Here is a 24772-nt window from a genome sequence, read left to right as displayed (position 1 = left end):
GAAGACGCGGGCCAAATTCGCAGGTAGCAAAAGCACGCCGGCATCATGAACCCAGCTGCGCCGCGCGGGGCCAATTCCGCACCGTCGCAACGGCCGCTTGCCGACACGCGCGCGCCGGATGAAGGCGACGGCGTCGACACCTCGCCCGATGTCTCCGACAGCATTGCCAAGACCACCTGCTATATGTGCGCCTGCCGCTGCGGCATCGACGTCCATATCAAGAACGGCAAGGTGCGCTACATCAACGGCAACAAGGACCATCCGGTCAACCGCGGCGTAATCTGCGGCAAGGGCAGCTCCGGCATCATGCAGCACTACAGCCCGGCGCGGCTGAAGAAGCCGCTGTTGCGCAGCGGCCCGCGCGGCTCGGGCGAATTCCGTGAGATCGAATGGGAGGAAGCCCTTTCGATTGCGACCGGGCGGCTATCGAATATCCGCCGAACCGATCCGAAAAAGCTCGCCTTCTTCACCGGGCGCGACCAGTCGCAGTCGCTGACCGGCTGGTGGGCGAGCCAGTTCGGCACGCCGAACTTCGCCGCCCATGGCGGCTTCTGCTCGGTCAACATGGCGGCCGGCGGGCTCTACACGATCGGCGGCTCGTTCTGGGAGTTCGGCGAGCCGGACTGGGACAATACGAAATACTTCATGCTGTTCGGCGTCGCCGAGGACCATGATTCCAACCCGATCAAGATCGGCTTGGGTAAACTCAAGGCGCGCGGCGCCAAGGTGGTGTCGATCAACCCGTGCCGCACGGGCTACAACGCGATTGCCGACGACTGGATCGGGATCCGGCCCGGCACCGACGGCCTCTTCGTCTTCGCCCTCATCCACGAACTGCTCAAGGCAGGCCGCATCGATCTCGATTATCTGCTCCGCTACACCAACGCCCATGTGCTGGTCATCCAGGAGCCGGGCGCGGCCGATGACGGGCTGTTCCTGCGCGACAGCGACAACAATCTTCTCGCGTGGGACAGAGTGGCGAAGACAACCGTCAACGGAGCCGATGCGGATGCGAAGCCGGCGCTGACGGGCAGCTTCACGTTCGCCGGTCGCCGCTGTGTGCCGGTGTTCCAGCTCATCGCCGACCGCTACATGGACGACAGCTACGCACCCGATGCGGTCGCGGCACGATGCGGCATTCCGGCCGACACCATCCGCCGGATCGCCGCCGAACTCGCCCACGTCGCCTTCGAACAGACGATCGAACTGCCGGTTGCGTGGACCGACTGGGCCGGACGGCGGCACGAGACGATCAAGGGACGGCCGGTGTCGATGCATGCCATGCGCGGCATCTCGGCCCACTCCAACGGCTTTCACTCCTGCCGTGCCATCCACCTGCTGCAGGTGCTGCTCGGCACGGTGGACGTGCCCGGCGGCTTCCGTTTCAAGCCCCCCTACCCGCGCTCGGCGCCGCCGGGACCGAAGCCGGCCGGCAAGGTGGTCAGGCCGATGACGCCGCTCGACGGCATGCCGCTCGGCTTCGTCTGCGGGCCGGACGATCTCCTGGTCGACGAGGCCGGCACGCCTTTGCGCATCGACAAGGCTTATTCCTGGGATGCGCCGCTCGCCGCGCATGGGCTGATGCATACGGTCATCCGCAATGCGTGGGCCGGTGACCCGTACCCAATCGACACGCTGATGATGTACATGTCGAACATGGCGTGGAATTCCTCGATGAACACCGTCGAGACCATTGCCATGCTCACCGACCATGACGAAGCGGGTAACTACAAGATCCCCTTCATCATCTATTCCGACGCCTATTATTCCGAGACGGTGCCGTTCGCCGACCTGGTGCTGCCCGACACCACCTATCTCGAACGTCACGACTGCATCAGCCTGCTCGACCGGCCGATCAGCCATGCCGACGGGCCGGGCGACGCGATCCGCCATCCGGTGGTCGAACCGGACCGAGATGTCAGGCCGTTCCAATCGGTGCTGATCGAACTTGGCGCTCGGCTTGGCCTGCCCGGCTTCGTCGAGGACGATGGCTCGGCCAGATATGCCGACTATGCCGACTACATCGTCAATCACGAACGCACGCCCGGCATCGGCCCGCTGGCCGGCTGGCGCGGCAAGGACGGCACTTCCGTCGGCAAGGGCGAAGTCAATCCCGACCAGTTGCAGCGCTACATCGGCAATGGCGGCTTCTGGCACCAGGATTTTGCTGAGGACCAGCGCTATTACAAGATGGCCAACCGCTCCTATCTCGACTTCGCAGAGCAGATGGGGTTCATCCCCAAGGCCGAGCCGATCGTGTTCCAGCTCTATTGCGAACCGATGCAGCGCTTTCGCCTCGCCGCGCGCGGTCATGGTCGCGTCCAGCCGCCCGAGAGCGAACGCCGGCGCATCGAGACCTATATGGATCCGCTGCCGTTCTGGTTTACCCCGTTCGAAGAGGCCGCGGTCGATCCGCAGAAATACCCGCTGCATGCGCTGACGCAGCGGCCTATGCACATGTATCATTCCTGGGGCTCGCAGAATGCGTGGCTGCGGCAAATCACCAGCCAGAACCGCCTGTTCGTGCACCACCAGACCGCGGCAGTTCTCGACCTGGCCGACGACGACTGGGTGTGGATCGAAAGCATCAACGGCCGAGTGAAGGGACAGATCAAGCTGGTCGACGGGGTCAATGCGGATACGGTCTGGACTTGGAACGCCATCGGCAAAAGGCGCGGCGCCTGGGGTCTGAAGGACAACGCTGCCGAGAGCAACCGCGGCTTCCTGCTCAACCACATTATCGGCGACCAGACATCGGCTGACGCGAAAGGCAAACGCTATTCGAATTCCGATCCGGTGACCGGCCAGGCGGCGTGGTTCGACCTCAGGGTACGCATTGTCAAATGCTCTGATGAGGAAGCCGGCTTCACCGAACCGCAATTCGAGCGTTTCAGCCAGCCGCCAAATGTCGAGCCTTCGCCCGACATCCTTCGCTTCGGCGCCGAGTTCCGCGTCCATAGGGAAGCCGTGGAATGACCTGCCTTCCCGCCCATACAGACAAGAAGCTTGGCCTAGTCATCGACCTCGACACCTGCGTCGGCTGCCAGGCCTGCGTCACCGCCTGCAAGGAGTGGAACACCGGCGGCCACATGGCGCCACTGACCGACATCGACCCCTATGGCGGCCGTGTCGACGGCGTCTGGTTCAACCGCGTGCACAGCTACGAGCACACGACCGAGGCGGGCGGGCGCACGGTCAACTTTCCGCGCTCCTGCCTGCATTGCGAGACGCCTGCCTGCGTCACTGTCTGCCCGACCGGCGCGTCCTACAAGCGGGCGTCGGACGGCATCGTGCTGATCGACGAAAGCAAATGCATCGGCTGCAAACTGTGCAGTTGGGCCTGCCCCTATGGCGCGCGCGAATTCGATACCGACGTCGGCGTGATGAAGAAATGCACGCTGTGCGTCGACCGTATCTACAACGACAATCTGGCCGAGGAAGACCGCGTGCCGGCCTGCGTTGCCGCCTGCCCGACCAGCGCCCGGCATTTCGGCGACCTCGGCGATCCCACCTCGGCGGTATCGCAACTGGTGGCGGAGCGTGGCGGCGTCGACCTGATGCCGGAGATGGGTTACAAGCCGACCAACAAATATCTGCCGCCGCGCGCCCAGCGCGCCGCATCGGTGCCGGCGCCAAGGCTCGAGCCAGTCACGGTCGAAGGCGGTTTTCTTGGCTGGATCGACCGCATGCTTTCGAACTGACCAATGCATCCAGCCTTTTCCGTCGTTTTCTTCACCACTGCTACAGGAGCGGGCTACGGACTGCTGGCGCTGCTCGGCGTGCTTGGCGGACTGGGTTTTATCCCGGCCCATTTCTGGCTCGGCCTTATCGGCATGGGGCTGGCGCTTGGCCTGATTGCCGCCGGCCTTTTGTCGTCGACCGGCCATCTCGGCCGGCCCGAACGCGCCTGGCGCGCCTTTTCGCAATGGCGTAGCTCCTGGCTGTCACGCGAGGGTGTATCGTCGGTCGCAACCTTCATTCCCGCCGGGCTGTTCGGCATCGGCTGGGTGTTTTTTGGCCGCACCGGAGGCTGGATGGCCATCGCCGGGTTTCTCGCAACTATCGGCGCAATCGTCACCGTCTGCACCACCGGCATGATCTATGCCTCGCTGAAGCCGATCGCGCAGTGGCATAGCCCGTATACGCTGCCGAGCTATCTCATCTTTTCGGCGATGACCGGCAGCGTGCTGTTGAACGCGCTGCTGCAGGCTTTCGCTATCAGCCCGACCGCCGTTGCGGTAGCCGCCCTGCTGCTGACCTTGCTCGGCTGGGGCTGGAAGCTGGCGACGTGGCGATACAATGACGCGCTGGAGATCGCGACCACCGCCAACACGGCGACAGGCCTCGCCGGAGGGACGGTGCGCTCGCTGGAATGGCCGCACACCGAGGAGAACTACCTGCTCAAGGAAATGGGTTTTCGGATTGCGCGCAAGCATGGCGCAAAGCTGCGGCTGATCACGCAGTTGCTGGCTTTCGCCTTGCCTGCCCTGCTGCTGCTTTCTGTCTTATTCGCTTTGCCCTGGCCATTCGCAGCGGTGCTGTCGGTGCTTGCGGCAATCGTCCAGTTCGCCGGCATGCTGGTCGAGCGCTGGCTGTTCTTCGCCGAGGCCAAGCACACCGTCACCCTCTATTACGGCCGGTAGAGCGTCCCGCCGTCAGGCGGCCCGTGCTCGTGGCGCCGCCGGCAAATCCTTAAGCAGGATTTCGATCGCGGCATCGATTACAGCTGTCCTGCGGTCGTGCGCGTAAAGGCCGTATTGGACCGTGAGCGGCTCGGGCAGGCCGGCTGACGTCTTCAGCACCCGCATCGAAGCGGTGCGCACGGATTCGGGCGGAAGCAGTCCAACGCCCAGTCCGTTCTCGATCGCGGCCTGAAGGCCGGTGACGCTCTGGCACGACAGGACGATCCGGTGCTCCCGGCCGGCGGCGACCAGCGCCTCGATCATCCGCCTGCGCCAAGGGCAGGTTGCGCCGAAGGCGGCGAGATCGAGTGGCCGGTCATGGTCCAGCACATAGTCCTGGGCGCAGACCCACTGCAGTTCGACGTTCCATGTCGTCACGGCATCGGCCGCGACGACGGATGTCGGGGCAATCATGACATCCAGCGCATCCTCGCTCCACAGCCGTCCCAGCGCGACGCTGTGCTCGACCATCGCGTCGAGGCTGATGTCGGGATAGGTGCGATGCAGCCGCCCAAGCGCGGCCGAAAGCGCGGCCGTGGTGACCTCTTCGGCAAGACCAATACGCACGCCGCCGCCAATGCTAGCCTGCTGCAGACGCGCCACTGCTTCATCGCCGAGAGCGAGGATGCGGGTCGCGTATCCCAGAAAGAGCTCTCCCGCCGCAGTCGGTACGACACCGCGGCCGGTGCGCTGGAACAAGTGCCGTTGGAGCAGGCCCTCCAGCCGGCGCATCTGCATGCTTAGCGCCGATTGGGTCTTGCCGGTCTGCGCGGCGACCCTGCTCAGGCTACCTTGCCGGCAGACCGCGACATAGGTGCGGAGAAGGTCGAGGCCGATCTGTTCAGATATCATTTTGTTTGAACTCTGATGTCATCGGTATCAGTCTACAATGATATCCCGCCACGCGCTATCTCACACTCAAGAGAAACAGCGCAGGGAAGAAAACCATGAAAGCGATCCGTGTTCACCGCCATGGCGGGCCAGATATGCTCGCCTACGAAGATGTCGACATCGGCCAGCCCGGACCGGGCGAGGTGCGCGTGCGCAACCGGGCGGTCGGCCTCAACTTCGTCGACATCTATTTTCGCACCGGCGAATACGCGCCGCCCGCTCTGCCATTCATTCCCGGCAATGAAGGCGCCGGCGAAATCGTCGCCGTCGGTGAAGGCGTCAGCGGCTTCGCGCCTGGCGACCGAGTCGCCTATGTCGAGACGCTCGGCGCCTATGCCGAAGAACGCATCGTGCCGGCGCATTTCGTCGTGCATCTGCCCGACGCCATCGATTTCGAGACAGGTGCGGCGATGATGCTGAAAGGGCTGACGGCGCAATATCTGCTGCGCCGCACGTTTCGCGTCGAGGCGGGCCATACCATCCTGGTGCATGCCGCGGCGGGCGGCGTCGGCCTCATCCTGACGCAATGGGCCAAACATCTCGGCGCGACCGTCATCGGCACGGTCGGTTCACCCGAAAAGGCCGAACTTGCGCGCGCCAATGGCTGCGACCATGTCATCGACTACAGCAAAGAGAATTTCGCCGCACGGGTGAAAGAGGTCACCAACCGCGAAGGCTGCCACGTCGTCTATGACGGCGTCGGCAACGCGACCTTCCCCGCCTCACTCGACTGCCTGCGGCCGTTCGGCACCTTCGTCAGCTACGGCACAGCGTCGGGGTCGATCCCGCCATTCGACATCATGCTTTTGATGCAAAAGGGTTCGCTGTTCGCCACCTGGCAGTTGCTGTTCCATCATCTCGCCAGGCGTGAGGACGTTGTCGCCATGAGCGAGGATCTGTTCAGCGTCGTCCTCAGCGGCGCAGTGAAAATCCCGGTGCACACAAGCATGCCGCTTGCCGAAGTGGCGGAGGCGCATCGCCGGCTCGAGGCACGGCAGACGACAGGCGCAACCGTGCTTATACCGTAGAAACTTAGCCCGGCCGCAGCATCGAACCGGAAATGGCGAAGATGCGCGCGGCGCCCATCATATAGGCCATCAACGTCTCGCGGCGGAACAGGCCGGCATAGGCGCGGTCGAGCACGTTGAGCGAGCCGGTATAAGCGCCGAAGGCCGGCATGATCATGCGGCCGCCATCGCCGGCAAAGCAGCGCCGCCGCACCGAGCGGCCCTGCTGGACGATGCGGGCGCAAGGGTGAAGATGGCCGGCAACTTCGCCCTCGGTTCTTATCTTCGACGGCTCGTGGCGGAACAGCAGCGAGCCGATGGCGAGTTCGCGCACCGTCTCGCCGGGCAAATCCGCCGGCGCTTCCGGGTCATGGTTGCCGGCGACCCAGAACCAGTCGCGGCCGGCCATCAATGCTTCCAGCCGATCGCGGAAGGTTTGATGCATGCGCTCGGCGCCGCCGCCGTCGTGGAAGGAGTCGCCCAGGCTGATGACGATGGCCGGCTGGTAGTCCGCGATTACCGCCTGCAGCCGGAGCAGAGTGGCGCCGGTATCGTAGGGCGGGATCAGTGCGCCGCGCCTGGCGAAGGACGAGCCCTTTTCCAGATGCAGGTCGGAGACCGCGAGCAGCCTCAGATCGGGGAAATAGAGCACGCCGCGCGAATCACAGATCGCGCGCTCGCCCGCGATGCCGACAAAGTCGGCCTCGGCGATCAGCGATGCCCGCGCCAGCGAAAAATTCATTCCTCAACCATCCCAGGACCCATGGCTTCCTCGACCAAAGTCGCGGCATCCATCAGCAGCGTTTCGTCGGCCTCGCCGTTCACCGGCATCTTGCCGATTTCGAGCATGATCGGCACGGCCAGCGGCGATATCTGTTCGAGTGCCTTATGCACGATTCGACCCTGGATACGCGAGAGCATGTCGGCAAGTCTGCTGACATCGAGCAGACCGGTCGCCGCGTCGGCGCGCGTCGCCTGCAGCAGGATGTGGTCGGGCTCATGGCTGCGCAGCACGTCATAGATCAGATCGGTCGAGACGGTGACCTGGCGGCCGCTTTTCTCCTGGCCGGGGTGACGTTTCTCGATCAGGCCTGAAATCAGCGCGCAGTTGCGGAAGGTGCGCTTGAGCAGCCAGCTGTCGGCCAGCCAAGCCTCGAGGTCGTCGCCCAGCATGTCCTGGTCGAACAGAGCGCCAAGCGAAGGTTTCCGCGATTTGAACATCGCGCCCATATCGCCCAGCGACCAGATGGCCAATGCGTAGTCGGTGGCGACGAAGCCAAGCGGCCTGGCGCCGGCCCTGTCCAGCCGGCGGGTGAGCAGCATGCCGAGCGTCTGGTGCGCCAGCCTGCCCTCGAAAGGATAAGCGACGAGATAGTGACGGTTGCCGCGCGGAAAGGTCTCGATCAAGAGGTCGTCGCGTTTGGGCAATACCGATTTGTCGGCCTGGTAACGCAGCCAATCCGACACCTGCTCGGGCAGCTTCTTCCAGCGCTGCGGGTCGTCCAGCATGGCGCGCACCTGCTCGGCGAGGTAGGTCGAAAGCGGAAATTTGCCGCCGCCATAATAAGGCACCTTGGCGTCGCTTCCCGGCGCATTCGAGACGAAGCATTCGTTCTCGCGGATGCCTTCGAAGCGCAGGACTTTGCCGGCAAACATGAAGGTGTCGCCATGCGTCAGCGTTTCGAGGAAGGCCTCCTCGATCTTGCCCAGAACCCGGCCGCCGTGCGAAGCCGAGCCTTTGCTGCCGGCCTTGACGTAACGCACATTGAGCGCCGGCACCTCGATGATGGTGCCGACGTTCAGCCGATATTGCTGCGCGACGCGGGGATTGGAGACCCGCCACATGCCGTCCTTGTTGAGGCGGATGCGGGCGTAGCGCTCGTAGTTCTTCAGTGCGTAGCCGCCGGTGGCGACGAAATCAATGACGCGGTCGAATGTCGGCCGGTCGAGGCTGGCATAGGGCGCTGCTGTCAGCACTTCCTCGTAGAGATCGTCGGCGCGAAACGGCGCCCCGCAGGCGCAGCCCAGCACATGCTGCGCCAGCACGTCGAGCCCGCCATCGACCAGCGGCGGCGTATCCTGGGCGCCGAGGTAGTTGGCGTCCAGCGCTGCCCGGCACTCCAGCACCTCGAAACGATTGGCCGGGATCAGGATCGCCTTCGACGGCTCGTCCATGCGGTGATTGGCGCGGCCGATGCGCTGCGCCAGCCGGCTGGCGCCCTTGGGCGCGCCGACATGGACGACCAGATCGACATCGCCCCAATCGATGCCAAGGTCGAGCGTCGAGGTGGCGACGATGGCACGGAGCGCGTTTTCCCCCATCGCCTTCTCGACGCGTCGGCGCTGGGCGACATCGAGCGAGCCGTGATGCAGCGCGATCGGCAAGGTATCCTCGTTGACCCGCCACAATTCCTGAAACAGCAGCTCGGCCTGGCTGCGAGTGTTGACGAACAGCAGGGTGGTCTTGTGGCGCTTGATCTCGCGATAGATTTCCGGCGTCGCATAGCGCGCCGAATGGCCGGCCCATGGCACGCGCTCTTCCGAATCGAGGATCGAGATTTCGGGCTTCGCGCCGCCGGTTACGACGATGAGTTCAGCCATGTCTCCCGGTGGATTCTGGCTGACCAGCCAGCGCCGCAATTCGTCGGGCTCGGCCACCGTTGCCGACAGACCGATCGTCTGCAGGCCGGGCACGATGCTGCGCAGCCGCGCCAGCCCGAGCGCCAGCAGATGGCCGCGTTTCGATGTCACCAGCGAATGCAACTCGTCGAGGACGACATAGCGCAGATCCTCGAAGAAGCGCCCGGCATCGCCGGCCGCGATCAGCAGCGCCAATTGCTCGGGCGTGGTCAAAAGGATGTCGGGCGGCGCCAGTTTCTGGCGCTGCCGCTTGTGCGAAGGGGTGTCGCCGGTGCGCGTCTCGATGGTGACGGGCAGGCCGATCTCCTCCACGGGCTTGCCGAGATTGCGCTCGATGTCGACGGCCAGCGCCTTCAGCGGCGAGATGTAGAGCGTATGGATGCCGCGCCGTGCCATACCAGCTTTGCGTCTGGGGCGGTTGGCCAGTTCGGTCAACGATGGCAAGAAGCCGGCCAGTGTCTTGCCGGCGCCGGTCGGTGCGATCAAGAGCACCGATTGCCCGGCTTGAGCCTTCGCCAGCAGCTCGATCTGGTGAGCGCGCGGCGACCAGCCTTTTTCGCCAAACCATCTGATGAATGGCTCGGGCAGAAGGACGGCGGCATTTTGTTTGGCAAGGCGCGGCTGCTCGGTCACGCGAAAGAGGTAGCGCGACGGCGCGCGATCGCCAAGGAAAATCGGAACAAAAGGTGATCGGGTGAGCTATCCCTCGCCGCATTTAGGGGGAGAGGATGCCGGCAGGCAGGTGAGGCGCAGCGCGACTTTTCAGTCGCTGGCGTCGCCCCTCATCCGCCCTTCGGGCACCTTTCCCCGTGAACGGGCGAAGGAAGGCGCTAGGGCCGCCGAAACCCCGTCGGCCCGCCATAGAGATACCCAATCCGGTCGATCGCCTCCTTCAGCCCTTCGCGCGAGACCAGCATGGTGTGGCCGTTGGCGTGGATCATCGTCTCGGCGTCGGTCATCACGGCGACATGCCCCTTCCAGAACACGAGGTCACCGCGTTTCAGTCCGGCATAATCGGATCCCGGATCGAGCGGCTCGCCGAGGCCTGCCGCTTGCATGTCGGAATCACGCAGCACATTGCGGCCGGCCATGCGCATGGCCAGTTGCACGAGGCCAGAACAGTCGATGCCGAAGCCGGAGGTGCCGCCCCAGAGATAGGGCGTGCCGATAAACATCTCGGCGACCGAGACATAGTCGGCTGCGATATCGCTGACCGGGCGCACATGGCCGCCGATCAGCGCCTCGCCGGAAGGCAACAGCGCATAGTGCGTGCCGCGCGTTTCGGCAGCGCCCGTCACCGTCACCGTCGAGCCCATCGACAATTGCCCGCTGATCGGAAAGCGCAGATCCGGGCCTGGATAGAGAAAAGTGCGCGGCGCCGTGACGATGTGGGTTGGCGCATGCTCGCGTGCGCCCAGCATGGTGGCGCCGACATAGCCGACATAGCCGTCGCGTTTGGCCTGGACCCAGGCCCAGCCTTCGGCTTCCTCGAAGACAAGCACATCGTCGCCGAACAGTACCTGCGTGTTGACGCCGGCATCCGGGCGCGGTGCCTTGCGCACGTCAGCCACGGAGGCCGTGATCCGAGCCGGACGGCCGGTGACGAAGCGGTCGGCCGAAACCTCCCCTTTCAGCCTTGCATCGGCGAGGTCGGAACGGAAGGCGTGGAGGCGGGCATCCCTGGCAGTCAAATCGGTACTCGTTCTAATTCATGGATTGATCAGATGGGCAGTTCATGAGCCCTGGCAACGATACCATCCCCGAAGCGCTCGACAAAGAGCGCGCCTTCGACCGTGCGCCGGATCAGCACATTGCGCTTGTCGAGCTCGTCGCGATGGCGTGACACCAGTTTCAGCGCACCCATAGTGTCGAGGGCGCGGGTGATGACCGGCTTGGTGACATTGAGGCGGGCTGCCAGGCCGCGCACCGTGTGCGGCGGCGGGTCGAGATAGATGGTGAACAGGATCGCCGTCTGGCGCATGGTGAGATCTGGCGCGCCGGCGCGCACCTGCGACAACATCACCTGCTGCCATAGTCGCATCGCCTGGCTCGGACGCATCGAAATCGACATCGCGCGAGCATGACGGCAAATTGTTTCGGTTCCGTTTCAGTTTAGAGGCAGTGTGCTTTGCTCACGACCCTAGGCATAGCGCCTCGAAATGACCCGCTCCAGTGCACGGATGCCTTGCGCCTCGCCGCCGGCGGGTCCGTAGGGGCGATCGGACGGGTTCCAGGCGAAGATGTCGAAATGCGCCCAGCCCGTTGTCCGTTCGACAAAGCGCTTGAGGAACAGCGCCGCGGTGACCGAGCCGGCGAAACCGTCCGTGGTGACGTTGTTGATGTCGGCGATCTTCGACGCCAGCCTGCCGTCATAGGGCCGCCACAACGGCATGCGCCACAACGGATCCTCGACGGCCACCGAGGCCGCAGCCAGTTCGGACGCCAGCGCTTCGTCGCCAGTGTAGAAAGGCGGCAGATCGGGACCGAGCGCGACACGCGCTGCCCCGGTCAGCGTCGCCATGTCGATCAGCAGTTCCGGCTCCTCGTCATCGGCCAGCGCCAGCGCATCGGCCAGCACCAGCCGCCCTTCGGCGTCGGTGTTGCCGATCTCGACGGTGAGGCCCTTGCGGCTGGTCAGTACATCTCCAGGCCGGAAGGCGTTGCCGGCAATCGAATTCTCGACCGCCGGGATCAGGACGCGCAGCCGGATCTTCAGCCCGGCAGCCATGATCATCGAGGCCAGGCCCAGCACATTGGCGGCGCCGCCCATATCCTTCTTCATCAAGAGCATGCCCGACGACGGTTTGATGTCGAGGCCGCCAGTGTCGAAACAGACACCCTTGCCGACCAGCGTCACCTTCGGCGCGCCTTCCGGTCCCCAAACCATGTCGATCAGTCGCGGCGCTCCGACCGAGGCCCGGCCGACCGCATGGATCATCGGGAAATTCTGCTTCAGGAGATCATCCCCCTTGATCACCGACACCTCGGCCTTGTGAGTGGCCGCCAGGGTCCGCACGGCCTTCTCCAACTCGTCCGGTCCCATGTCGCTGGTCGGCGTGTTGACGAGGTCGCGCGCCAGGAAGACGCCGTCGGCGATGCGCCGGACGCGTCCTGCATCTACGCCGAGCGGCAGCGCAAAACGCAGCGTCTTGCCTGATTTCTTTCCGTAGCGAGTGAAGACGTAACCGCCGAGCACCAAGGCTATGGCCGCGAGTTCCGGCTCGGCTGGAGCGGCGGCAAAATGCCAGTCGCCTTCCGGCAAGGCTCTCGCCAGCATGCCGACGGCCAGCGCGCCCTCGCCATCACCGACGCCGAACAAGGCGCCGGCAAGGGAACCGTTGTCGCCGGGGACGGCGAGCGTCCTACCGGCTTCGCCGGAAAAGCCGTTGGCGGCCGCCCATGCGGTCATGGAAGGCGAAAGCCCCAAGGCCTCCAGTCCATCGCTCGCGACCAGATGGACCGGCAGGGCAGTGTTTAGTGTCTCGATGAGTTCGACGGGCATTCGATGGTCTCCGGGAGGCTTGCAGGTCGTCCTCAGTCAAGTGACAGGGACGTCGGATGATTTCAACATCTATGCACAGGGGCCGGCATGGGACTGCCAGGCCAAAGGCTTCCGGCGGGCCGTTCACCGATCCGACGGCTCACTTTTTAACTGTCCGTTAGGGTTAACAGAATATTTCTGCGGGGATGAAGATGGCCACGTGAATGGCCACGCGCAGGAATGGAGAGCCCCGTGCCGATGCCCACCAACCGCAGGATGAACGTCACGGGCAAACGGTTGGTCACCACGGCACTGCTGATGGCGCTGGCGGCCGGTGTTGCCGGGTGCGGAACCAGCAAGCTCACGACCGGCTCGATCGGGCGCACCAGCGGCAAACCGCTGGAAACCATGTCGGCCAGCGAGTTGCACGGGGCGACCGGGCGGCTGGGCGAATCCTACGCAAAGAACCCCAACGACAAGCGGCTGGCGACAAATTTTGCGGCGGCGCTCCAGATGGACGGCGATGCCGACCAGTCGCTTGCCGTGATGCGCAAGCTGGCGATCGCCTACCCCAAGGATCGCGACGTGCTTGCCGCCTACGGCAAGGCGCTGGCCGCCAACGGCCAGTTCGAGCCGGCGCTCGACGCCGTGCGCCGGGCGCAGACGCCGGAATATCCGGACTGGCGGCTGATGTCGGCCGAGGCCGCCATTCTCGACCAGCTTGGCCAGAAGGATGAAGCGCGCCAGAACTACCGCAAGGCGCTGGACCTAAAGCCGAACGAACCCTCGATCCTTTCCAATCTCGGTATGTCCTATGTGCTGGAAGGCGATCTGCGCACCGCCGAGACCTATATGCGCTCGGCAGCCCAGCAACCGAATGCCGACAGCCGGGTGCGCCAGAACCTTGCGCTGGTCGTGGGACTGCAGGGCCGCTTCGACGAGGCCGAGAAGATCGCCTCGCAGGAGCTTTCACCCGAACAGGCGCAAGCCAATGTAGCCTATCTTCGCCAGATGCTTGCCCAGCAGAACGCCTGGAGTCAGCTCAAGGATCAGGACAAGGCAAAGCCGGCGACCAACTGAGCGCCGCATGGGCGCCGGCTCCGCACAGCGCAAAATCCGTCCACATCTCAAAGCTGAAAACAAGAGCCGCACTGCATTGGCAGTGCGGCTCTTTTGTATGGCTGCAACGAGGCCTACTGGCTTGAGGAATTGTGCTGGTCGCCGAAGATGCCGCGCTGACTGACCTGAATGCCGGCTGGGCCCAGAATGATGGCGAACAAAACCGGCAGGAAGAACAGGATCATCGGCACGGTAAGCTTCGGCGGCAGGGCGGCGGCCTTCTTCTCGGCGGCATTCATGCGCATGTCACGGCTTTCCGAGGCCAGCACGCGCAATGCGTGCGCCACGGGTGTGCCGTAGCGTTCGGCCTGGACCAGCGCCTGGGACACTGACTTCACCGACTCCAGGCCGGTACGAGCCGAGAGGTTTTCATAAGCCTGCTTGCGCTCCTGCAGATAAGAGAGTTCGGCGTTGGTCAGCACGAATTCCTCCGCCAGCGCCACCGACTGCGAACCGATCTCCTCGGAGACCTTGCGCAAGGCGGCCTCGACCGACATGCCCGATTCGACGCAGATCAGCATCAGGTCGAGCGCATCCGGCCACGCCGCCTGGATCGACTGCTTGCGCTTGGCGGCACGATTGTTGACGTAAAGGATCGGCGCGTAGAAACCGGCGTAGGCGACAAGGATGCAGACGAACAGTTTCACGAAGGCCGGCCGGTCAGGCAGTCCGCCGAGCACGAACAGATAGATCGCTGCCAGCGTGAAACCGACAAAAGGCAGGATCAGGCGGAAGAACAGGAAGCGGGTCAGCGGGTTCTGGCCACGAAAGCCCGCCACCTTGAGCTTCTGCAACGTGCCTTCATCGGCCAACGCACGCCGCAGGTCCAGCCTGTCGACGATGTTGCGCATGCCGATCGACTGCTCTTCGCGCAGCCCCTTGCGGCGACGATCGGCTTCATTGGCAAGCCGCGCGCGCTGCTTGGCGCGCAATTCGTCACGCTCCAGCGCCACCGATCTCATGCGCGTCTTGAGCTGATTGCCACCAAGGGCCGGCAGCACCGTGAAGACGGTCGCGAACACCGCAATGCCAACCAGCAACGCTATCAGGAAGGCAGGATCGGTCAGCGATTTTACGACTTGGTCGGTCATTCGTTTTCAGTCTTTTCGTTTCGAGCTTTCCAAGGTCGGCCTATACTTCAAAGTTCATCATCTTGCGCATCACCAGAATGCCGATCGACATCCAGACGCCGGAACAGCCGAGGATCAGATTGCCGGTGCTGGTGGTGAACAGCGGCATGATGTAGTTCGGGCTCGACAGATAGACGAGAAGGGCGACGACAAAAGGCAGCGCGCCGATGATGACGGCCGACGCCTTGGCTTCCATGGAAAGCGCCTGGACCTTGGCCTTCATCTTCTTGCGATCGCGAAGCACGCGCGACAGGTTGCCAAGCGCCTCGGAGAGATTACCGCCGGCCTGTGACTGGATCTGGATAACGATGCCGAAGAAGCTTGCCTCGCTGCACGGCATGGTTTCAACCATGCGCAAGGTGGCATCGGGGATGGACATGCCAATCTGCTGTGAATCGACGATCCGGCGGAACTCGGTCTTGACCGGCTCCGGCGATTCACTGGCGATCAGGCGAATGGCGTCGTTGAGCGGCAGGCCGGATTTGACGGCGCGCACGATGATGTCGAGGGCGTTGGGAAATTCGTTGAGGAACGCCTTGACCCGGCGCGCGCGGCGAAACGAGACGAACCAGCGCGGCAGGCCGAGCGCCCCCGCCAGCAGCGCGCCCGGCAGGACCAGAAGCGGCGCGCCGGCGAGATAGGCAAGCACCGTCAGCGCGATGCCGCAAATGACGGAGTAGATATAGAAACGCTCGATCGAGACCTGCATGCCGGCCTGACGAATCTGGGCCTTTAACGGCGGCTTCTTGACGGCGAGTTCGTTGGTTTTCTGCTTTTCGTCGAGCTGTTTCAGCGTGTCCTGGACAGATTTACGCCGCTTGACCGCCTCCGCGACACGGTCGCGCGAAGCCTTGACGACCGAACGATCGGTCTCGGCGGCCTTGATCGTCTCGAGCCGCTTGCCGGCCTGCTTCTCGTTGCTCATCTTGGTGAACAGGAAGGCATAGGCGACCGCACCGGCGCTGAAGCCGGCGAGCACGATGAACGCCAGTACGGTGGTGTCAATTCCGAACATCGACCTCGGTCCCCAGCGCATATCGCCGTTTCAAGGAAACGGCGATATGCGCTATCGCTTTGTTTTGACGCAATTCCCAAGGGAAAGCCGCTTCACACTTTTCCTGGAATTGCTTCCAACCTCGATATGCGTCAGTCAGCGCGTTTCTCCATCGATTCCAGCGCATTGGCGAGGCGCTGTTCCTCGCCATAGTAGCGGGCGCGATCCCAGAAATGCGGACGGCCGATGCCGGTCGACACGTGCTCGCCAAGCAGCCTTCCATTCGAGTCCTCGCCCTTGATGTTGTAGAGCACGATATCCTGCGTGATGATGACGTCGCCTTCCATGCCGATCACCTCGGTGATGTGGGTGATGCGGCGCGAGCCGTCGCGAAGGCGTGCTGCCTGGATGATGACATCAATGGAGCCGACGACGATTTCACGCACGGTCTTCTGCGGCAACGAATAGCCGCCCATGGCGATCATCGATTCGATACGGTTCAGGCATTCGCGCGGGCTGTTGGAGTGGATCGTTCCCATCGACCCGTCATGGCCGGTGTTCATCGCCTGCAGCAGGTCGAAAACCTCCGGTCCGCGCACTTCGCCGACGATGATGCGTTCGGGCCGCATGCGCAGGCAGTTCTTGACCAGGTCGCGCATGGTCACCTCGCCTTCGCCCTCGAGATTGGGCGGGCGGGTTTCGAGACGCACCACGTGGGGCTGCTGCAGTTGCAGCTCGGCCGAGTCCTCGCAGGTGATGACGCGTTCCTCGCGGTCGATATAGTTGGTCAGGCAGTTGAGCAGCGTCGTCTTGCCGGAGCCGGTACCGCCGGAGATGACGATGTTGCAACGGACACGGCCGATGATCTTGAGGATCTCGGCGCCCTGCGGCGAGATGGCGCCGAACTTGACCAACTGATCGAGCGTCAGCTTGTCCTTCTTGAACTTGCGGATGGTGAGCGCGGTGCCGTCGATGGAGAGCGGCGGGGCGATGACGTTGACGCGGGAGCCGTCGGGTAGGCGGGCGTCGCAGATCGGGCTCGATTCGTCGACGCGGCGGCCAACCTGGCTGACGATACGCTGGCAGATGTTGAGCAGCTGCTGATTGTCGCGGAAGCGGATGCCGGTCTGTTCGACCTTGCCGTTGACTTCGATGTAGACGTTCTTGGAGCCGTTGACCATGATGTCGGCGATATCGTCGCGGGCGAGCAGCGGCTCCAGCGGGCCGTAGCCCAGCACATCGTTGCAGATGTCCTCGAGCAACTCTTCCTGCTCGGCGATCGACATTGCGAAATTTTTGATGGCGATGATGTCGTTGACGATATCCCGGATTTCCTCGCGCGCGCTCTCAGGGTCGAGCTTGGCGAGTTGCGACAGGTCAATGGTGTCGATGAGCGCGGAGAAGACCTGGCTCTTGGTGTCGTAGTAGGTTTCACTTTTTTCGCGCTGGATCTTTTTTGGCGGCTCCGGCGCCATCGACGGCGCCTCAACGGCACGGCGAGTTGGCGGGGTTCCCGGCGCTCCAGGCGGCGCTGCCGCGGGCCGGGCAAGTACCGCCATGTCCGCAGGCGTTGCAGTGGCCGGCGCCGCTGGCGACGGTGCTGGCTGACGGAACTCCGGGGTGAACCGGCCGCCGTCGTCGGAGCCTCTTTTACCAAACATGATCGACTACCAATTCCGTCCAGAACATGATGCCGAAGCGGTTTTCGAACGACATCATGCTCTACTTCTTGATTTGGAGGGGAGCGTCATTTCTTGTTACGCGAGAGCTTGCCGAGCAGGCCGCCAAGGCCTGCCTTCTTCCTGGCCTTGATTTCGCTGCGACCGGTCAGGACATGCGCGATTTCGTTGATCATGCCGACGACCGGGCTCCTGGCATCCATCTCGCCCAGCATGCGGCCGTTGTTGGCGGCATTTCCAAACAACAACGGGTCGAAGGCGATGACCGACATCGGCGTGAGGCTGAGCGGCTCGGCGAAGTCGGAAGCGGAAATCTCGGGCCGTTTCGGCACGCCGGCCTGGTTGATGATCAGCTTCGGCGGCGGATCGTTCGGGCGAAGCCTCGTCAGCATATCGACCAGGTTCTTGGTGTTGCGCAGATTGGCCAGTTCCGGCGTCGCCGTGATGACGATCTCGTCGGCCTTGATCAGTGTGTTCTTGGTCCAGCCCGTCCAGATATGGGGGACGTCGAGCACCAGCAGCGGCACGCTGCGCTGGGCGGTATCGATGAGTTGCGTGAAGGCATCGGGATCGAAATCATAGACACGTTCCAGTGTGGAGGGCGCGGCGAGCAGCGACAGATGTTCGGCGCACTGGGCAAGCAGACGGTCGAGATAGACCTCGTCGACGCGTTCGGGCGAAAATACGGCTTCGGCGATGCCTTGCGCAGGGTCCTGGTCGAAATTTATGTTGGCCGTCCCGAAAGCCAGGTCGAGATCGGCGACGACCACTTCCGACTTGAACAGCGATGACATCGCCCACGCTACATTGTGGGCGATGGTCGAGGAGCCGACGCCGCCCTTGGCGCCGATGAAGGCGATCGAGCGGCCGATCGGCTCGGCTTCCGGATCGACGAAGATCGATGACACCACGGAGACGATATCGGCCATCGACACCGGTGCGATGACATATTCGGAAATACCGAAGCGAATGAGTTCGCGGTAGAGACCGACATCGTTGTAGTGGCCGATCACCACGACTTTGGAGGAGGGATCGCAATATTCTGAAAGCTGGGCAAGCTGCTCCAGCAATTGCTTCGGTTCGCTGCGCGATTCCAGCAGGATGAGGTTCGGCGTCGGCGCCGATTGATAGAATTCGATCGCCGTGGCGATGCCGCCCATATGCACTTTCAGATGCGCCTTGGCCATGCGGCGATCCTCGCCGGCCCGCTCCACCGGATGCGCGACACCTTCCGTCTCGCAAAATGCCTGGATAGAAATACGCGGCACCGGCCGCAGCGCCTGCATCGCTGCAACATCCGATTGGGAGCTGTCGCCGCCGTCTCCGGGCGTGTCGTAGGCAAGATTGCTCATCGTCATGCTCTTTTCCGTGACTTCTCGTTCCGGTCTCTACGCGGGACCGGCGCTCCTAATACGTCACTTCCGAACTGCCGAGGAACTCGTCCGAAATACCTCTGCCGCGATAGACGTCGATCACCGCGCCGCGGTTCTCGGCGTCGATATCGGACGACTTTCTTGGCCCGAGCAGATCGGCCGGATTGGCGAGTTGCGCAGCGAGGTTGTTTTGAGAGGAGCAGCCGTAATCGGCGTAGTGCTTGTTTTCGGAGGTTGCGAGGATGTCTTCGGGCCAGCGCCCGCATTTGTCGGTCTGGGCTCTCACCGAAATATAGGAAACGCGGATAGGCGCCGAGGCTTCCGGGGAAACCGACTGGTAGGAGGTCACCACGATCCGGTTTCGCTTGATGCCGCCGGCAATCGCCAGCCTGGCGAAATCGCGCGCCGCGGCAGTCGCCGCCACCTCATTGGCCGAGCCGATCGGGATTGCGATCGTCAGCGCCGGGGCAGCGCTCCTGTCGTAGCCGTCAAGGAAGCCCAGAAGCGTGTCGCGCTGCGAGCCGGTCATGCCGCGATCGCCGGCGCCGACCGGGAGGTCCAGCTTCTGGTTCTTCTCGGCAATCACGATCGGATGCGTGGTGCGATAATCATCGGGAATCGCCCCAACCGTGATGCTGTCGCGCTTGGCGCAACCGGCGAGCGAGGCGGCGATCGCGATCGCCAGGATCGGCATTGCCGATCGGCTGATCCGGGCACGGCCGGACCGCACTGTCGCGGCGACCGCCATTGCCTTCGATGCTGACTGAGACATGTCCGCTCCCCGCTTACTTGTAGATGAAGCCGACAACGCCGTGGTAGCGGCCGTTGGGCTTGTCTGTCTGCATGGTGCCGTAGACGCGGTTGACGCGGCCAAGGAACATGGCCGGGCCATCGCCGGCGGCGTTGAAATTGTCATCCGGCTTGGCCAGGTCGTTGCGCGCCACCGGCCGCGCCAGATAAGGCGTGATGATGATGACCAACTCGCTTTCGTTGCGGACGAAATCGCGGCTGCGGAACAGCGTGCCGAGCACCGGGATCTTGGTCAGTCCGGGCAAGCCGTTTACTGCCTGCCTGACGTCGTCGCGGACGAGGCCGGCTATCATCATCGATCCACCCGAAGGCAGTTCCACGGTCGTGTCGGCCAAACGTTTGCGCAGCGATATGACGTTGGTGTCTCCGAAAGAGACCGCGCCTTCGGTGGTCGGTTCAGAAACCGACGTCCTGACCTTCAGGCTGATGCGACCGGGCGACAGCACCACAGGCTGAAATTCCAGGCCGATGCCGTATTCGATTTTCTGAGCCGTCCAAACCCTGTCGGCATTCTGATTGGCGTCCGACTTGGCGTTTGTAACGGCGCTGACCATATTGTACTCGCCGCCGACCTTGAAGGTCGCCTTCTCACCGGAGACGGCGGTCAAAGTAGGCTCGGCCAGCGTTTTCATGACGCCGGACTGCTCCATCGCAGTGATGTAGCCCTGCAGAGCAGAGGTGGCAAAATTGACCCCCGAACTCGACAACGGCTTGCCTAGGCCGGGGAAGGTGTCACTGGTCGCATTGAAGCTGATGCCGTTGGAGCTGCCTTTGCCAACCATGTTGACGCCGAGCTGCTTCATCACCGAGCGGCTGACTTCGGCCACGGTCACCTTCAGCGTCACCTGGTCGTCGCCGATGATCTGCAGCAGGTTGACGATCTTCGAGACCCGGCGTTCGGCATCCGGATTGTTGATGTCGACGCCGCCATTGGCATTGCCGCCTGCCGCGGTCTGCGAATACTGACCGGTCGTCGCTTCACCGCCGGACACGAAGATGGTTGCCAGATCGACGGCGCGCTTGGCATCGAGCGGCGTGTCCACCGTCCCGGTCAGGACGACGTTGTCGTTCAGCAACTCTACCTTGATCTCGGCATTCGGAAGGAAGCGCTTGAGATAATCTTCCAATCCGGCGACGTCGCGTTCGACGGCCAGATCCAGGCTGGCGATCTGCTCGCCATTGGGACCGAAGACGAAGATGTTGGTTTCGCCCACCGACTTGCCGAACAGATAGATCCGCCTTGCGGTGCGGGTCACCGCATCGGCGACCGCGGGGTTGGCGACCAGGATGTCGTAGGCGTCGCTCGGCAGATCGATGACCACCGATTTGTTGAGGCCAAGCTTGACACGTTGCGTGGCCGACGAGGCCGTGACCCCGACGCTTTTTCCGGCGGCCTTGGCGTCGACAAGGCCACTTGCATGGGCTCCGAGAAAAAGCAGGCCGATGGCCGCAGCCGTGGTGACCGGCAGTCTAGCGACTAACCTCATTTCCTTGCCCCTACTTCGGAAACTTCGCCCGATTTGATCAACCGCACCGTTCCGCGCCGCCCATTGCCGGAAACGAGGTAGTCGGCTTCATCGGTACCCTTTTCCTTGTTGTCGGTGATCGAGCGCAGCGCCAGCGTCAGGCGATCGGCCATCTGCTGGGCGACGGTGATGATCTCGGCCTGCTGCGGCGTCAGCTCCAGCGTCGCCGTCTGTCCGACCCTGGTCTTCTTGCCTTCCTCGTCCTCCTGGATGGTCTGATCGATCGCCAGGACGCGGATGTTCTTGAGGATGGTCTCGGTGGTGAATCCGCTACCGCCGTTGCCGGTGTCGGATCTGCGGGTCATGATGACGTCGACAAAATCGTTAGGCAGTATAAAGCCGCCTGCCGACGTGTCGGCCGAGATCGCGGTGGCGACGGCACGCATGCCGGTGGGCAGGATCGAAGACATGAAGCTCTGCCCCTCGCCGATCAGCTTGGAGCGCCGCAACGGCTCACCGGTGTACATCGCCATGCGGGCGACGGAGCCCTTCAGCTTCTCCCGCGCTTCGGGTTCGGCGGCACGGGTGATGAAATTCGCATTGATGCCATCGGACGGCCAGGACTCCCAGCTGAGATTGTTCTCAAGCGGGCTTCCCATCGGCACGTCGCCGGAAAGCACGAGCACATCCTGCAAGGCGATGGCCGGCGCCTGCGGGGCATCGACGACGACCTGCTGGGGCGGGACCGCCACCATATTCTTGGCAACATAACCTGCACCACCCGCCGCGGCCACCGCCACGCCCAGAATGATCAGTCGGGATGCTGGCATCTGTCCGAACCCTCGCCTTTAGGCAACCACCTAGCCAGGCCGGACTTTGCAGCGGCAATCGTCAAAACAAGGTTAATATAATGCTTACGATCGTGATTAATTCAAGGTTTACATAATTACACGACCATGCTCCGACAAATGAAAAAGGCGGCCAAGCCGCCTCTTTTCAGGATCGATGCCGGAAGGGCAGAGGAGGTTCGCTACATCAGGTCGCCAACGTTGCCAATGCCCATTCCATCAAGGGCGAATCCGGATAGGTCAGCAGCCCGCCAATGCCGAGTGCGATGCCATAGGGAACGCCATTCATCTCGTCGGCGAAATGGCGCAGGACCGGATTGTGACTGGTGTAGGTCGCCAGCGGCGATTTCCGATAGAGGAGAATGGCGAGCGTCAGCAGGCCACCGATGAACGTCGAAGCCACGAGGTAATTGACAAGGTGAATGTTGAGCCCCATCCAGATGGACGTGGCTGCCAAAAGCTTGGCATCGCCGCCGCCCATGCCGCCGAGCGCAAACAGACCGAAAGTCACGGCCAGCACCAGGCCGCCGGCGGCGAAATGCCAGCCATAAGTTGCCCAGTCCATACCCGTCAGTGGCGCAACCACGGCAAAGACGGCCACAAGCAGCACCGGCACCCGATTGGAGATTGTCATCGACAGCGCGTCGGAGATCGCCGCAAAAAGCATGCAAAACGGAAAGACAACGAAGATCAGTGCGTTGAGCATCGGTCTCTCATGGTTGGAAAGGCAACGATGGCTGCAGGTTAGGCAGCTTGGGTTAAGGATTGGTGAGTTCTGCTCATCCGGGTCAAATCCCGAGAAATGTCAGCGCGCTAAGCGGCGCAGCAAGACCAAAGCCAAACGATCTTCAAAAGACAAAAGGGCCGCCAGCGAGGCGGCCCTTCCAGTCTACCCGTCGAAACAGGATGCTAGATCATTACTTACAAGCAGCGTTCGTCGGATCCTTCACGCAATCCGCGATGGTCGTGAACTTGGCGTTCAGGGCATTGCCGAGCTGACCAGCGCCAACCATGATGGCAAGCGCGATGAGAGCGGCGATCAGACCGTATTCGATAGCGGTCGCGCCGGATTCGTCCTTCGCGAAACGTGCGATGAGATTAGACATTCGAGAGCTCCTACTCCACGTGTTACAGCACTTCCGTCAACTTCTGTGGTGGTTGATCGGATGCTGCCAATCTACGGAGAAGCTCTTTCAATCGGCTTAATAAACAGCCTTACCGATTCCTTTCCCGCTTCGAACAGCTTGCGTGGTTAACCGTAAACTAAACGCTGGACAGTAGCTCGCCTGCCCGTGAAGAGCTGTAATTTCACGGCTATCGGCAGGATGCATTGTTATATTAGCTCGCAGCAGGATTGGTGCGAATACCCCGGCGCCGGTCAAGGGTTTAACCGTTGGTTCACCAATCTCCTTCATGTTTCTTTGAACAAGTTTTGCCGCTGTGGAGCGCCTTGATGACTGCCATGAAATCGTCATTCCTGCTTGTCGCGCTTCTCGCCGTCCCGGCTTTTGTGCTGCCGGCCAAGGCCGGAGCCGGCATCGAAGTGACGATGAATCAGGCCAAGATCGTCAAACTGACACGCCCCGCCGACACCATAGTCGTCGGCAATCCGGCGATTGCCGACGCCTCCGTCCAGGATGCATCGACGATCGTACTGACCGGCAAGGGGTTCGGCGTCACCAATCTGGTTGTCCTCGACCACGATGGCAGCCCGATCGTCGACGAGCAGGTGACCGTGGTGCGCCAGGACGCGTCGTCCGTGCGTATCTACAGGCGCGCCTCGGTACAGACCATGTCCTGCACGCCCTATTGCGAAAGCTCGTACAAGAGCGACTCGGAAAAGTCGTCCGAAGCCGAGATGAGCGCTGGGCAGTAAGCGCCTCAGTTGGCTCGATTGTCTCGAGAAAGCCGCGTCGGTTAGCGGCCGGTTAATGTCGCCTGGTCGAATTTAACGGTCATTCAAACCGGAGCTAAATGGGTTCTTGATAGTGGTGCTGACGGTACCGCATCAGGATCGGCAGGAACGGGATATGGGCGACGTCTTGGACGAGGATTCAGAACGCGAGATCTGCAAGGCCAAGGCAGGGCGCGTGACGTTTGCCCGTCTTTTCCTTCGTGATCGGCGCGGCAGCACGGCGATAGAATTCGCGATGCTTGCGTTACCGTTTGCGGCTCTCGTCTTCGCCATCCTCGAGAGCTGCGTTTCATTTGCCGGACAAGAGGTGATGGCCAACATCACCGATGATATCGCCCGTCAGTTGCGTACTGGCCAGTTGAGGCAAGCCGATGTGACGGAAGAGAAGCTGAAGGGCTTGGTCTGCGCCAGACTCGAGATCATTGTCGCGAAGGGTTGCCCCGGTTTGCTGGTGGATCTGCGCCCGTTCAAGACCTTTGCCGGGGCAGCCAGTGCGGGTTTCACGATTTCCGGCTCGACCATCACGCTGACGGGCAAGGATCCGGATACAGGCAAGGACCCGGCTTTCGGGACCCCTACAATAGGTCCGGCAGAATCAAAGAACATGCTGCGGGTCTTTTACCCCTGGCCGGTCATGACCGATTTCATGGCTCAATACATGTCGAATATGGATGGCGGCAAGACTCTGCATTACGCCACGACAACGTGGCAAAACGAGCCATTCGACAACTGAAATT

The 24772-nt window shown here is 62.7% G+C and carries 23 protein-coding genes; 8 read left to right on the top strand and 15 right to left on the bottom strand.

The features are described 5' to 3' along the window. Positions 1-45: 45 nt before the first annotated feature. From NKH35_RS03100 to NKH35_RS03090, 3 genes are read left to right on the top strand one after another with little or no spacing between them, the layout of a single operon-like run. Positions 46-2976, top strand: a complete 2931-nt coding sequence (locus tag NKH35_RS03100) for a molybdopterin oxidoreductase family protein (RefSeq protein WP_352913322.1) — start codon at positions 46-48, stop codon at positions 2974-2976. Further along, positions 2973-3701 carry a 4Fe-4S dicluster domain-containing protein gene (locus tag NKH35_RS03095; protein WP_023681970.1) on the top strand — a complete coding sequence of 243 codons (729 nt, stop codon included), beginning with the start codon at positions 2973-2975 and terminating at the stop codon, positions 3699-3701. Before NKH35_RS03100 ends, NKH35_RS03095 begins: the two co-directional genes overlap by 4 nt. Positions 3702-3704: 3 nt before the next feature. Further along, complete coding sequence (locus NKH35_RS03090; protein ID WP_023732419.1) at positions 3705-4643, top strand: dimethyl sulfoxide reductase anchor subunit family protein; 939 nt, start codon at positions 3705-3707, stop codon at positions 4641-4643. 12 nt (positions 4644-4655) lie between these two features. Here NKH35_RS03090 and NKH35_RS03085 read toward each other — a convergent pair whose 3' ends face one another. Further along, positions 4656-5534, bottom strand: a complete 879-nt coding sequence (locus tag NKH35_RS03085) for a LysR substrate-binding domain-containing protein (protein WP_023732420.1) — start codon at positions 5532-5534, stop codon at positions 4656-4658. Between the two features lie 95 nt (positions 5535-5629). Here NKH35_RS03085 and NKH35_RS03080 point away from each other — a divergent pair, with 95 nt between their 5' ends. After that, on the top strand, positions 5630-6601 hold the full coding sequence (locus tag NKH35_RS03080; RefSeq protein WP_023732421.1) for a quinone oxidoreductase family protein: 972 nt from the start codon (positions 5630-5632) through the stop codon (positions 6599-6601). Positions 6602-6605: 4 nt separating this feature from the next. Here the strand turns inward: NKH35_RS03080 and pdeM are convergent, their stop codons facing one another. After that, a complete protein-coding gene (gene pdeM, locus NKH35_RS03075) occupies positions 6606-7322 on the bottom strand; it encodes a ligase-associated DNA damage response endonuclease PdeM (RefSeq protein ID WP_023692555.1) in 717 nt (238 codons plus the stop codon). After that, entirely contained in the window at positions 7319-9808 is a 2490-nt protein-coding gene (locus tag NKH35_RS03070) for a ligase-associated DNA damage response DEXH box helicase (RefSeq protein WP_245260734.1), read from the bottom strand. Before NKH35_RS03070 ends, pdeM begins: the two co-directional genes overlap by 4 nt. On the opposite strand from NKH35_RS03070, the gene NKH35_RS03065 reads away from it, so the two are divergent. Further along, positions 9716-9910, top strand: a complete 195-nt coding sequence (locus NKH35_RS03065; RefSeq protein ID WP_245260071.1) for a hypothetical protein — start codon at positions 9716-9718, stop codon at positions 9908-9910. The two genes, NKH35_RS03070 and NKH35_RS03065, sit on opposite strands and share 93 nt — an antisense overlap. Positions 9911-10050: 140 nt before the next feature. On the opposite strand, the gene NKH35_RS03060 is transcribed toward NKH35_RS03065, so the two are convergent. From NKH35_RS03060 to NKH35_RS03050, 3 genes are all read right to left on the bottom strand, one after another. Further along, a complete protein-coding gene (locus NKH35_RS03060; RefSeq protein WP_023732423.1) occupies positions 10051-10911 on the bottom strand; it encodes a C40 family peptidase in 861 nt (286 codons plus the stop codon). Positions 10912-10940: 29 nt separating this feature from the next. After that, positions 10941-11291 (bottom strand): MarR family winged helix-turn-helix transcriptional regulator, encoded by a 351-nt coding sequence (locus NKH35_RS03055; RefSeq protein WP_023669596.1) that lies wholly within the window; start codon positions 11289-11291, stop codon positions 10941-10943. Positions 11292-11360: 69 nt separating this feature from the next. Continuing rightward, positions 11361-12722 (bottom strand): leucyl aminopeptidase family protein, encoded by a 1362-nt coding sequence (locus tag NKH35_RS03050; protein ID WP_023732424.1) that lies wholly within the window; start codon positions 12720-12722, stop codon positions 11361-11363. 237 nt (positions 12723-12959) lie between these two features. Between NKH35_RS03050 and NKH35_RS03045 the strand changes: the two genes are divergently transcribed. After that, positions 12960-13781: a tetratricopeptide repeat protein gene (locus tag NKH35_RS03045; RefSeq protein WP_023669594.1), complete on the top strand. Its 822-nt coding sequence runs from the start codon at positions 12960-12962 to the stop codon at positions 13779-13781. 113 nt (positions 13782-13894) lie between these two features. Here NKH35_RS03045 and NKH35_RS03040 read toward each other — a convergent pair whose 3' ends face one another. The 9 genes from NKH35_RS03040 to NKH35_RS03000 form a co-directional block, all read right to left on the bottom strand. Next, positions 13895-14911 (bottom strand): type II secretion system F family protein, encoded by a 1017-nt coding sequence (locus tag NKH35_RS03040; RefSeq protein ID WP_023732425.1) that lies wholly within the window; start codon positions 14909-14911, stop codon positions 13895-13897. Between the two features lie 40 nt (positions 14912-14951). After that, the gene (locus tag NKH35_RS03035) at positions 14952-15965 is read right to left on the bottom strand and encodes a type II secretion system F family protein (protein ID WP_352913319.1); all 1014 of its coding nucleotides are present in this window, start codon (positions 15963-15965) and stop codon (positions 14952-14954) included. Positions 15966-16096: 131 nt separating this feature from the next. Next, positions 16097-17605 (bottom strand): TadA family conjugal transfer-associated ATPase, encoded by a 1509-nt coding sequence (locus NKH35_RS03030; protein WP_023732426.1) that lies wholly within the window; start codon positions 17603-17605, stop codon positions 16097-16099. Positions 17606-17691: 86 nt separating this feature from the next. Beyond that, complete coding sequence (locus NKH35_RS03025; protein WP_023692561.1) at positions 17692-18975, bottom strand: CpaE/TadZ family protein; 1284 nt, start codon at positions 18973-18975, stop codon at positions 17692-17694. Between the two features lie 55 nt (positions 18976-19030). Then, entirely contained in the window at positions 19031-19768 is a 738-nt protein-coding gene (locus NKH35_RS03020; RefSeq protein WP_023732427.1) for a CpaD family pilus assembly protein, read from the bottom strand. Between the two features lie 13 nt (positions 19769-19781). Next, a complete protein-coding gene (locus NKH35_RS03015) occupies positions 19782-21293 on the bottom strand; it encodes a type II and III secretion system protein family protein (protein WP_023732428.1) in 1512 nt (503 codons plus the stop codon). Then, a complete protein-coding gene (gene cpaB, locus NKH35_RS03010) occupies positions 21290-22102 on the bottom strand; it encodes a Flp pilus assembly protein CpaB (RefSeq protein ID WP_023669587.1) in 813 nt (270 codons plus the stop codon). Before cpaB ends, NKH35_RS03015 begins: the two co-directional genes overlap by 4 nt. A gap of 205 nt (positions 22103-22307) precedes the next feature. Then, positions 22308-22826: an A24 family peptidase gene (locus NKH35_RS03005; protein ID WP_023732429.1), complete on the bottom strand. Its 519-nt coding sequence runs from the start codon at positions 22824-22826 to the stop codon at positions 22308-22310. Between the two features lie 211 nt (positions 22827-23037). Next, the gene (locus NKH35_RS03000) at positions 23038-23226 is read right to left on the bottom strand and encodes a Flp family type IVb pilin (protein WP_023688723.1); all 189 of its coding nucleotides are present in this window, start codon (positions 23224-23226) and stop codon (positions 23038-23040) included. A gap of 347 nt (positions 23227-23573) precedes the next feature. Here NKH35_RS03000 and NKH35_RS02995 point away from each other — a divergent pair, with 347 nt between their 5' ends. Both NKH35_RS02995 and NKH35_RS02990 read left to right on the top strand, forming a co-directional pair. Next, positions 23574-23996 (top strand): pilus assembly protein N-terminal domain-containing protein, encoded by a 423-nt coding sequence (locus NKH35_RS02995; protein WP_023681988.1) that lies wholly within the window; start codon positions 23574-23576, stop codon positions 23994-23996. A gap of 154 nt (positions 23997-24150) precedes the next feature. Further along, positions 24151-24768, top strand: a complete 618-nt coding sequence (locus NKH35_RS02990; protein ID WP_050589301.1) for a TadE/TadG family type IV pilus assembly protein — start codon at positions 24151-24153, stop codon at positions 24766-24768. Positions 24769-24772 lie beyond the last annotated feature (4 nt).

The sequence above is a fragment of the Mesorhizobium sp. M1143 genome, assembly GCF_040318435.1.
Lineage (GTDB): Bacteria > Pseudomonadota > Alphaproteobacteria > Rhizobiales > Rhizobiaceae > Mesorhizobium.
The sequence above is the reverse complement of the archived record's forward strand: the minus strand, read 5'-3'. Positions and strand labels throughout refer to the sequence as shown.